Annotated in this window: 7 protein-coding genes; all 7 read right to left on the reverse strand. The window is 42.6% G+C overall.

Annotation, left to right across the window (positions count from 1 at the left end; all coding sequences use genetic code 11):
* The coding region (locus VMW01_13020; GenBank protein ID HUW07174.1) for an IS200/IS605 family transposase at nucleotides 1-77 on the reverse strand (77 nt) is incomplete at its 3' end.
* Nucleotides 78-146: 69 nt separating this feature from the next.
* Entirely contained in the window at nucleotides 147-2495 is a 2349-nt protein-coding gene (locus VMW01_13025) for a tetratricopeptide repeat protein (protein ID HUW07175.1), read from the reverse strand.
* Nucleotides 2496-2687: 192 nt separating this feature from the next.
* A complete protein-coding gene (locus tag VMW01_13030; GenBank protein ID HUW07176.1) occupies nucleotides 2688-4889 on the reverse strand; it encodes a hypothetical protein in 2202 nt (733 codons plus the stop codon).
* A gap of 101 nt (nucleotides 4890-4990) precedes the next feature.
* Complete coding sequence (locus VMW01_13035) at nucleotides 4991-6286, reverse strand: MFS transporter (GenBank protein ID HUW07177.1); 1296 nt, start codon at nucleotides 6284-6286, stop codon at nucleotides 4991-4993.
* A gap of 202 nt (nucleotides 6287-6488) precedes the next feature.
* On the reverse strand, nucleotides 6489-7232 hold the full coding sequence (locus VMW01_13040) for a hypothetical protein (protein ID HUW07178.1): 744 nt from the start codon (nucleotides 7230-7232) through the stop codon (nucleotides 6489-6491).
* Between the two features lie 3 nt (nucleotides 7233-7235).
* Nucleotides 7236-7688, reverse strand: coding sequence for a DoxX family protein (locus tag VMW01_13045; protein ID HUW07179.1), 453 nt, complete (start codon nucleotides 7686-7688; stop codon nucleotides 7236-7238).
* A 100-nt stretch (nucleotides 7689-7788) separates the two neighbouring features.
* Nucleotides 7789-8967, reverse strand: coding sequence for a glycosyl hydrolase 53 family protein (locus tag VMW01_13050; GenBank protein ID HUW07180.1), 1179 nt, complete (start codon nucleotides 8965-8967; stop codon nucleotides 7789-7791).
* Nucleotides 8968-9574 lie beyond the last annotated feature (607 nt).

The raw sequence follows: 9574 nt of genomic DNA on the forward strand, positions 1-9574 counted from the left end.
CGCCTGTATTTTGCAGGACAAACAAAAGGATACAGTATAACAGTTACATTATGGCTTTTATGTATATAGTCACTCACATAACAAAAATATAATTAATTTTCGAAGCAGAGCTTCGAGGAATTAGACCTAACGAGATTAAAAATTGCTTAGACCCTAACTCCCAATATTGTTAAGTCATCGACCTGCTCCTGATCTCCACGCCAACTTTCAAAGGTCTGATCTAGCAGCTGCCTTTGCTCTTCCATTGGTTTTTCGGCAATGCTCATCAGTAGTTCGGAGAAGCGTTTAACCATGTATTTCTTCCCCTGAGGGCCACCAAATTGATCTTTAAACCCATCACTAGCCAAATAAATACAATCGCCCTTCGACAGAGGAATATCATGATTGGTGAAAGGTTTCATTTTTACAAAGATGGCGACAGGTTGTTTGTCGGCGCCTATAACCGTCAATTCTCTATTTACAGAAACAATATTCAATGAAATATTTGCACCAGCATACTGTAACGTATTGGTTTTGGTATTCAAAATACAAAAGGCCATGTCCATTCCATCCTTTTGCTCTCCAATTATCCCCTTCTGCTTCAGCGCCTCAATCATCAACTCTCGCAACCTATCAAGCACTTCTGCTGCGTTAAAATTCTCCTTGCGACGAACAATCTCGTTTAGCAGCGTAATTCCCAACATGCTCATAAAGGCACCTGGAACACCATGCCCGGTGCAGTCGGCCACAGCAACAAAAAGGTGTTCGTTGGAGCGGGTGGCCCAGTAAAAATCGCCGGAAACTATATCTTTCGGTTTAAAGAGAATAAAGTGATCACCTAAAATGTCTTCAATCGCATTGCCCGATGGCAATACAGCTTGCTGGATGCGTTGCGCATAGGTAATGCTATCGGTTATCTTTTGGCTCTGAGTCTCAATTCTATCACGCTGTGTTACTACTAAGTCACGCTGACTTTCAATCTCGTCACGCTGGGCACTAATTTCCTCATTTTTTTCATTAAGAAGGCTATTCTTCTCCTCTATAATCCGCTTCTGCCTGCGAGTGATTTGTAGCCGTCTGAGTATAAATGTGATCATAAAAACAAGCAATAAAAGACCTATGGAAATGCTAAGAATGATGATCTTTTGTACGTGTGCCTTTTCTTCACTAATGGTATTATCCTTTTCAAGTATCTCTATTTCCTTCTGCTTCTTTTCATTCTGATATTTGGCCTCCATTTCAGCAATAGCCTTGGTTTTTGTTGTACTAAACAAACTATCATTCGTTGCAATATAAACTTCAGCGTAACGATAGGCTTCACTCCAATTTTTCTGCTCCTTATAGGCTCCCATTAAAGATTTTGAAGCAAAATTCTCCAGCTGCATCAAGTTCCAAGCTCGAGATATTACTAATGCAGATTTACCAAACTTTAGAGCCATTTCTAAATAATGTATTTTTCTTAAGGAATCACTCTTTTGAGCGATTTCAACGTATATATCAGATAGATTTACCTGCGCTGTTGCAAGACCATTTTTGTCCGATAACTTTTTAGCTATTCTAAGCGACTGAGTGTAGTAGTGTATTGCATTATGAAAATCACCTATTTCCTTATATGCTAAGCCTAAATTGTTGTAGACATCAATCAAACCACTTTCCTCTCCTAGCTCCTCACTAATTTTAAGGGACTTAAGATAATAAAATATTGATTTTTTGTATTGATTCAAATCACTATAAGCCAAACCAATATTACTATAGTCAATTGACATTCCACTTCTATCATTCAAACTAGAATCTATTTGCAAGGATCTGGTATAAAAGTCGATTGCTTTTTTATAGTTTTTCTCACTGTAAAACACCCCTCCAAGATTTGTGTAACTTGAAGATACTCCTGCTTGATTTTTAAGTTGTTCATTAATTTTAAGAGCCTTGAAATAAAATTCTTCTGCCTTATCGAAAATGCCTTGGTAGTAATAAACATTGCCTAAATTAATATAATTACTAGCCACATTACTACCAAAATCAAGTTTACGACTTATATTCAACGAATTTGTATAGAAATATATAGCCGAATCAAAGTTTCCCAACTCACATTCAGCAACGCCAAGGTTTCTATATGCAACCGCCATCATCTTCTGATCATCTAAGGCCTGAAATTCCTTAATTGATTTTATTAGATAGGTAATTCCAATTTTGTAATCTCCTTTTTCAGTATATATAGCTCCAATAATCCTTTCGGCCTTTGCATGTTGCAAACTATTCTTTCTTATCGAGACTTTGTTTAAGTCATGGCAATGTTCAATAGTCCTCACCACCTGACTAAAATAGAATAAAGAAGAATCCAAATTAACGTTTAAAAAACTATCTCCTATTTGGTTGTAAATTTCTATTCGCGCTGTATCCTGCCTTGCTCGTGCCAAAACTTTTTTCAGTGAATCCACCTTTGAATTTTGCGCTAATACACTACTGAAACTGCATACGATGGATAAAAATATTAAAACAACCAAGCCTTTTTTCATAGCTCAACGGGAATAAGAAATGGGAAATAGATCCACTCAAAGGTATCTTTTTATGGTAATCGTTCACCCTATGAGCCTAATTTTTAAACAACTATTCAGGTCAAACGCATGCAGGATGACATCTATTGGTAAGTTATAATTAGCAGAACAAGAATATTAAAAGCAGTAACAAGATCGATTGAGTTGTTTTCATTACCGATGCTTCACATTCCCCCAAACCGTAACGGTATGCTCACCCTGGGGCAGCTTTAGAACAACATCACCATCTCCCATCAGCGGAACGTTCGCCTTCATACCATCTACATTTACGGTTGAGGGCTTTCTGTCCAGAATTACATAGCAAGGGGTGGTTGCCTCGTTATAGGTAAACTCCAACCTATTTTTGGCGAAACTTGCCCACTTTAGTTCACCGCTAATGCCTTCCATTTCCATGGTGGTCATAAGAGTCTGTTTGGTATAAAAGCGAAGCATGTGCTTGCCTTTTGGGATGATTACCTCCTGCCCGTTACGTGCAAACCATGGCTTGCCGTCGAGTGTAAGTCCAAGGTTGGCTAAACCAACATTTACCGTAATGGTATATGGGGTTGTAATCTCCCATTCATTGGGTATTCGCTCGGTAATGATGGCCTCCCGCGCAAGCACGGTGCTTATGTTTCGGTAATCGCAGACATTTATAACATCTTCAGAATAAAAAGCCGGGCGAATGTTATGCAGCGCTATGTTGTAAGTAATCTGCCGTAACTCCTCACCCGATGGCCACTCCGAGGGAAATCCTCCTTCACCATGCTCGTGGCTTACCACCACATTACAGTCGAATATCAAACGGTTCTCATCTGGAATGGATTTGCGGTATATCCTGCCCAGCTGCTCGAATCGTTCCGGTCCTGAACTCCAGCACATGGATGGATCTTCAATTTGAAGTGAGATATCATACTTTTTGCATAGAGCAAGCGTATTTTCTGTAGATTCAGCAATGTTATCTGAATCTTCAGGCCTAAGGCTTACATCAATTCCAGTGAGCATTACCTCAAAACTTCTCTTGCGATGCTTAATCGCCATTAAATGGTTTAGAAATTGGTCTTTGATTCTAAATGCCAAATCCTTTCGGTAATCGGCAAACTTTCGCCAGCCAATCCTATCCCTTTTCCAGTAATGAGCACTTGAGATATTGAAAAGCTCCTGTGGGTCAAATCCTTCTTGCTGCTCAAATTCGTTGCGGATTACCCTGTTCATTGGTGTAAAGTTTTCCGGTTTGTTAAAACCATCGGGATCGGGTTCAAAATACATTTCGGCGAAATTTACACCATCCCAATCGTCCTGCATGAGCAAACCATCCAGCTCCCTAAAAACCTGCTTACGGCAGCTGTCATCGGCCATATTCATCAACCTGCGCCAGTCGACAAATGCATCTCGACCCGTGGCAGTTTTTTCCCTCCACGCGGGATGCTCGTCCCACATTTTGCGAGTAACCTCAGGGGTTTCGAGCCAGCAGTATATCTGAATGCCGTTTGCGTGACAAGCCTTTATTAGTGCCCTATAGTCGTAAGGGGTATCGTAATACCATCCCGCAGCATAAATCCGCTTTATTTTTCGTTCACGCCAAAGTCGGGCTAGGGAATCAACCTGCAATATGTTAGTATCATAGTTTTCAGGATCGAAATATATCTCTCCAACTCCTCTCTCAGCAATTCGAACTACGCCAAGGTTGTGCTCCAGCCATTCAATAAGAAAGGGGAAACGCGAGGTGCCGTTAGGTGTGTTGGGATCGAACAGGGTGGCTATGCTAATAAATCGTCCCTTCCCATACGATCCAGATACTGCAATAGGTTGGTGAGTAGCCTCCTCATAGGCAAGCACAGAATCGGTTCCGGCTGCGTTATCAAAGGGGTTCACTTCACCTGTGGTAGTCCAGTAAAGCGTGCGCCCCGAAAAGTGTGTATCACGAATATGGGAAACGGCTATGGTGGTTGGCATAAATTTCACGCCAAGCATAGTTGCGAGTGTTGAAGGGCCATCAACCAAAATGTTATTGCCCGACTTTATTGCCGTCAACATCGCCTGAGCTGCAGAATCGTCCAATGCCTTTGCTGTGGCAAAAGGAACAACCACAAGATTGTAACTGGCAAGCGTTCCTCCTTTAACATTACTATCAGGGATTTCGGTGTATCGCAGGCCGGAAATATTAAGAACCATTTTAAGTGAGGACAAGTCATTCTTTTCCTCCAAAGCAAGTGATGCAGTATCGTTGGGAAGCACAAATGCCACAGACGGAATTTGAGAAAGTCCTACGATTCGCTTTACAGGCTGCCGTTGAATACAACTAGTAATGCCAACCAAGGCTAATATTGCGAGAAACAGGAAATTACTGGTTGACTTACGGTTAGGTTTTTTCATAGAGGCGTTAGGCGAAAAAATGATGGAAGGCAAATATAGCGGCGAAAACAATGCGTTGAACCAAATAATAAAATACCCGAAATAGAACTCAACAATTTCTGTCAGGGCATTGTCTCAGATAGAATCCCCAACTTTACATAAATGGGGCGAACCTTGGTTTTTAACTTTCCTAACTTGCTAGCAAAAACCACACCGCCAATGATGCAGGCAACGCCACCAACCATAATGGTTATAGGAACATTGAACATAGTGGCCATGCTGCCAGCAAAAAAGCTACCAAATGGTGCAGTGCCCATGAAGGCCATCGCGTAAAAGCTCATTACGCGGCCACGCTTATCGTCGTCCACAATGGTTTGAATTATGGTATTACTGGCTGCCATCTGGAGCATCATACCCAAACCTACTACCACCATAAGAGCCATGGAGAGGAAGAGAAATCTCGAATAGGCAAAGGAGACGAGTCCCACGCCAAAAATAATGGAAGCTGTCGGGATAATTCTGCCAAGTCCCAGCACGCTGCGTCGCGAAGCCAAAAAAATGGCTCCGGTTAAGGCCCCAACACCCGAGGCCCCCATGAGGAACCCAAAGGTGTGTGCACCACCATGCAGTATCTCCTTGGCAAAAACGGGCATCAACACGGTGTAGGGCATACCCATGAAGCTCACCAGGGCAAGCAGCAGAATTATGTACTTAATAGGTGCAAAGCCAAAGGTATACTTAAAACCATCCTTGAGCGACTTGAATATGTTGCCTTTCCTTCGCTCCAACTTCGACAAATCGATGGTCATAAAGAGCAAGGAAACAATTACAAATAAGTAGCTCAACCCATTCAAAAAAAAGCAAGTTCCCTCTCCGGTGGTGGCAATGAGCACACCGGCTATGGAGGGTCCCAGCAGCCTAGCAGCATTCACCATAGATGAGTTGAGTGCAATGGCATTCCCCAAGTCCTCCTTCCTTCCCACCATGAGCACCAGCAGCGATTGTCGTGCGGGCGAATCAAATGCGTTTATCAAGCCCAACACTATGCTTAACGCAATAATTTCCCAGATTTGAATTATTCCCATGAAAAATAGGATAGACAAAGCAAACGCCTGCAGCATGGCCAAAACCTGTGTAGCAATAAGGATGTGGTAGCGATTCCAACGATCGACCAGCACCCCGGCGAATGGCGCAAGCAGAAAGGTGGGTATTTGTCCAGCAAAGCCAACAACTCCAAGCAAAAAGGTGGAACCGGTTAGCCGATAGACCAACCACGGTGTAGCAATTCGTTGAATCCAGGTTCCGATGAGCGACATGCTCTGTCCGCTGAAGTAGAGACGAAAGTTCTTATACTTTAACGAACGAAAAGTAACCTTTAGCCCTGAAGGCATGCTTGAGCGAAGCCGAGCATATCTCATTTACCAGTCAATATTTTAGGAAGAATTGCTACCAACACATCAACGAGTTGCATAACACATAACAATAAATGTTGCAACAAGCAGTATTCACTAATATCTTGACAAAATTAAAAATAAAGAACGTCCATTGCTGCTTAACAAAGCAGAATCAAGCAAATAAAAAGTATGGTTCACTAAAGTCAGCCATTAACTTTTAACCTTCTCAAATCGTCCATAGCAAACCCACGTAGGCGCTGGTAAAGCTATCGTTATCCAAGCTGTGACCTACGGAAAAGATGAAATGCGTTGTTGAGCTAAAGTTAATTGACCCTCCAACATTGAATGCAGTAGCTGACATACCGTCGATTGTATTGGCTGTGTGGTAGTAAAGCTCTCCACCAAGAGTTATCGTTGGCGAAAAATCGTACTGCACTTCCCAACCAGCAAAAAGCCAGTTTTTATTACCATCTCCGGGATTTATCCAGTAGCCAACGCCACCGTAGGTTGTGAGTTTACGCCACGATTTCTGAATCCACAGAGGAATATAGACTTGTGTTCGTCCGTTACTAAATTCCTGATTTTTCACCGTAGGCACCTCAACAATGGGAAAAACGCCAATCTGAGGTCTATCGTCCGACTCCTGTACAAAGCGATACTTCATGCCCAACTCTGTATATCCGTAACCGAAGTTCGTACCCTGATACCTAATGTAGCTGTAGTTCATTGGTAAAAGAAGGTGAACCTGAACATTTGGAACCAAGCCATAGTTTACCTCCACGTGAGGCGCGGTTCCCAACCACTCATTGCGCTGAAAGGTATTAATGGAGGCAATGTAGTATTCCCAATGCTTAAAATCGACAGGTTCTGGATCATCGGTATTGAATGGCGGACCAGCATAGCCAAGCGGGGCCAGAAGCAGCACAAACAGGCTGAATAAAAGAGAAAATATCCACTTTTTAAAAAACATGGCTCAGGATCTAAATTTCTTTGCAATTACAATATCGATGGACCATCGTCCACCACCGTAAATGAGAAGATAGACGAGGAGAACGGTCATGGCAAAATCGGTCCGGTATTCATGGGCCATGGGCCAAAATCCTTGACCAACCAGTATGGGCCATTTGGTAGTTACAAACGCAGTTGCCATAACAATAAGCAATGGAATGGATGCCAATCGAGTTATAAGGCCAAGAAGAATGAGTATTCCACAAACAATTTCAAACGATCCTGTGAAGTATGCCCAGAACGCCGGATGGCTAAACCCTATTTTCAGGAACCTTGCGGTACCATCCAGCATTGGAAAAAGATATTTCTGAATTCCTTCTGATAGGAAAATAGCACCAACTACCAGCCGAACCAGGATTGTGCCACCGCTATTGCCAGTAAGGAGCATCGATGCTCTAAAATCTCTTGATAACTTCATGTCGCCAACCAATTTAATGCTCTAAGAATACTGCCAGAGCTATATTGGCTATACAACAAGGGAAGAGCCTATTCGGTTTAAAATCGGCAAATACTAAAGCCTAAAAGTTGTAGCTGCTATTCATAAAATTTAACGCAGGTAAGGCATCTCCATCAAAACCGAACAGGGCTCGAGCCTCCATTTCGCCACCCCAAGGCGTATTCTGGTAGTCGGGAGCCCAATACTGCACACCCACGCCGCCGCCATCAATTACCGCTTGGGTAAAGTCCTTCATAAACTGGTATTGCCCTGACAATGTATAGGGATATCCCACTATTGGATTGAAGGAGATTGGGTAGCCCGTGGCATCAACACCGGACCAATAGTAAGCAACTTCCACAATGATTACGGGCTTGCCGTATACTTCGGTAATGTGCCGAATGGTGGCAGCTACACCTGTCACATTGGTTAGCTGGGAGTTTGAACTAAGATAGTTGAAGTAGTAGGAGAAACCAACCATATCGAAATCGGTAACCCCAGCTTGCATAATGCCATTAAGCCACCAATCAGCAATATCTAAGCTGCTGCAGTGCAGAATTATCTTAGGTTTAATGGTAGAGGTAAGTGAAAAGTCGCGAACCGCCCTAATACCGGAATTGAGCAGCTGGGCAAAAGAGGTAAAATCGCTATCGACAACCTTCCCTGTGGGCCACAGCATGCCGTTGCTAACCTCATTGCCAATTTGAATCATTTCGGGAACTAGAGACTTGCTCTTTAGCTCATTCAAAACCCTAAGGGTGTAGCTATAAACACTGTCGGACATGGCAGCCACATCACCATTGCAGCTCTGCCAAGCGGCGGGAGTAGACTGGTTTCCCGGATCAGCCCAGCAGTCGGAGTAGTGCAAATCAAGATTCACCGCTAAATGCAAAGCCTTTGCTCGTGCAATTAGCGCTTCCACATTGGCTAACCGAGCATAAACATCCGTTCCACCCGAACCATTCACGCAAGTTTGTGGGTTAACAAACAGCCGAATCCTCACCGTATTGCAGCCATAGTCCCTAAATAGGATGAACTCGTCCTTCACCTTTCCGGAATCACGAAAGGTATAGCCATTGTTGGCCATTTGCGTGGCATACGACAGGTCGGCACCCATGGAAAACTTATCCCAAGCGTAGCTACTCTTCTGTGATGGTGGAATGGTACTTCCCTCCTCCTTCTTACAGGAGGTTAATAGTGTTGCCACCACTATACCGGTATACAGCAATCGGTAAAAGGTAAGTATGGAAGAGTATTTCATTCGTATTAAGCCAAATAGTCTTTATTCTACTGATGGTAAAGGTAGCGTTTTGAATGTATTTAGATTGGTACCGCTAAATAGCTGGGCTAAGTTATCAATAACAAAAAGATACAATGAATGCGCCTTTACAATCTAACCGTATGCTAGTTGACAAAAGCATCAAGGATTATGAGAGTTTTGGATCGTTGATTTCCATGGAACTTAACCTGTCCTGATATTTATTTTTTGGTATAACAGCTTATTCTCGCCCGACTACAGCCGGAACGATCCTTGCCAAAAAGAAACATCCTCTTTTGTTAGCACATATAAAACCCCTCGCAACGTTTGTATTATAGTAGACAAGAAGCGTGAATTATACCAGAAATTTATGCCTTGAATATTACTACAGAAAGCATATTTATACACAACATCAGCCCCCAACAACAGCGAACTTCCTACAAAAATCTTGTTACTTGTAACTGAAAGCCCTAAGTACATGACAAAAATTTAAATATTCCGATATTGTCTTGATAATAAGCGTTTAGCAGCACAGTTGCGATGTAGGTTAGACCATATTTAAAAATGCTTTTGGCCAGCTTCCCGTGCTTCTTGACCTCGATCGGTTTGA

It is taken from the genome of Williamwhitmania sp. (assembly GCA_035529935.1).
GTDB lineage: Bacteria > Bacteroidota > Bacteroidia > Bacteroidales > Williamwhitmaniaceae > Williamwhitmania.

Bases quoted from the DNA above. Each gene is read 5' to 3' on its own strand.
- VMW01_13025 (HUW07175.1), bottom strand. From the start codon at position 2,495: ATGAAAAAAGGCTTGGTTGTTTTAATATTTTTATCCATCGTATGCAGT.
- VMW01_13030 (HUW07176.1), bottom strand. From the start codon at position 4,889: ATGAAAAAACCTAACCGTAAGTCAACCAGTAATTTCCTGTTTCTCGCA.
- VMW01_13035 (HUW07177.1), bottom strand. From the start codon at position 6,286: ATGAGATATGCTCGGCTTCGCTCAAGCATGCCTTCAGGGCTAAAGGTT.
- VMW01_13040 (HUW07178.1), bottom strand. From the start codon at position 7,232: ATGTTTTTTAAAAAGTGGATATTTTCTCTTTTATTCAGCCTGTTTGTG.
- VMW01_13045 (HUW07179.1), bottom strand. From the start codon at position 7,688: ATGAAGTTATCAAGAGATTTTAGAGCATCGATGCTCCTTACTGGCAAT.
- VMW01_13050 (HUW07180.1), bottom strand. From the start codon at position 8,967: ATGAAATACTCTTCCATACTTACCTTTTACCGATTGCTGTATACCGGT.